Source organism: Arthrobacter sp. 2YAF22_2, assembly GCF_052114645.1.
GTDB lineage: Bacteria > Actinomycetota > Actinomycetes > Actinomycetales > Micrococcaceae > Arthrobacter.
In genome coordinates, this window is record NZ_JBFRFD010000760.1 from 1 (window position 1) to 1,157 (window position 1,157).

The following is a 1,157-nucleotide window of genomic DNA, read 5'->3' on the forward strand; positions in this document are numbered from 1 at the left end:
GTAGCCTCTCCCAATGCCTACGAGGTGAGCTGTCGGATTCGGATGGGAGGCACCCGGCCGCGGGCCCGTCAGAACGGGCGCTGTGCGGCTTCACCCCAAGACCTGCCGGAAATGCAGGTCAAATGTGGTTTCCCCGTCTCTGCCAGAAAGGTTGCATTCGGATCCCGGGCCGCGGCAGAGTTAGGCAATCGGCTGGGGAGCGCCCGTATCGGATACAAACAGGCACCCATCAACGGTAACGGAGTCGGGCGGCAATGTCACATTCAGGTAACGAGAGCGTGTCGTGGCGCCGAAAAACCCTAGGCCGCCGGTAGCTGCCGCGCTTAGGATAAAGCACGTGAGCGCCCGCCGAGTGGAGGCCCTGCTATGAACAGCCCCTGTGTTGCCATCTGCCAGTTGAGCGATCAGCCGCAGGAAGACTTTGACGTCAACACGGAACTGCTGGTTCTTGAGGGAAAAGAAATCCACGTGGCCACCTGGGACGCCGAACCACGCGACGGCGGCTTCGACATCCACGTCCTGAACGACCGTGTGGATTCGCTCGGTTTCATGGTGTTGACCGGGTGGCAGTTCCTCGACGGCAAGGCGTACGCCGTGGTGGAACGCCGGCCGGGCAACTAACTGGCCTACCTCCCGGGCACTTCACCGCTGAGAGTCGCGATCGCCTCGCGCACCAGTCCGGCCGAGCGGCGCAGCCACGGGTCCGGGTCCCGAAACCACCGGTCCAGGACGAGTTCGGAACGGGTCCGGCGGGCGCCGTCGAGGCGCGCTATGAGCGGCCCGACGACGTCGACCGCCAGGGGATCCGCCAACTCACGGACGCCGGCACTGCGCAGAAAGCCCTCGATCCGGGTCAGGTCCGAGTTGTCCAGCACGGGCGTGCAGGACTGCAGCAGCACGACGCCGGCGAGGCGCCGTTCGAACACGGGAACCGCCCATAATTCGGAGCTGAGCGCGGTCAGGTCGTCGTGGCCCAGGTTCCGGTAGCGGCGCAGTGCGTCCCGGACCGCGCCGCGGACGGCGCCCACAGAGGCGCCGTAGCACTTCAGCTCCGGGCCGAACCGGGCCTGCGCTTCCTCGGCCCGCTGCCACGTGCTTTCCCGCTGCAGCGCCCCGTCAATGAAGTCGCCGGCATCGCTCATGGGTCCATTCTGTCG

General features: G+C 66.2%; 2 protein-coding genes and 1 riboswitch. Of the genes, one reads left to right on the forward strand and one right to left on the reverse strand.

Going from position 1 to position 1,157, the window contains the following annotated elements; genetic code table 11:
* Positions 1-166, reverse strand: a riboswitch (cyclic di-AMP (ydaO/yuaA leader).
* Positions 167-366: 200 nt separating this feature from the next.
* The gene (locus AB4Y86_RS19345) at positions 367-621 is read left to right on the forward strand and encodes a hypothetical protein (protein ID WP_441403738.1); all 255 of its coding nucleotides are present in this window, start codon (positions 367-369) and stop codon (positions 619-621) included.
* A 5-nt stretch (positions 622-626) separates the two neighbouring features.
* Here the strand turns inward: AB4Y86_RS19345 and AB4Y86_RS19350 are convergent.
* Positions 627-1,157: DNA alkylation repair protein (locus tag AB4Y86_RS19350; RefSeq protein WP_441403739.1), on the reverse strand; the 531-nt coding region annotated here is incomplete at its 5' end.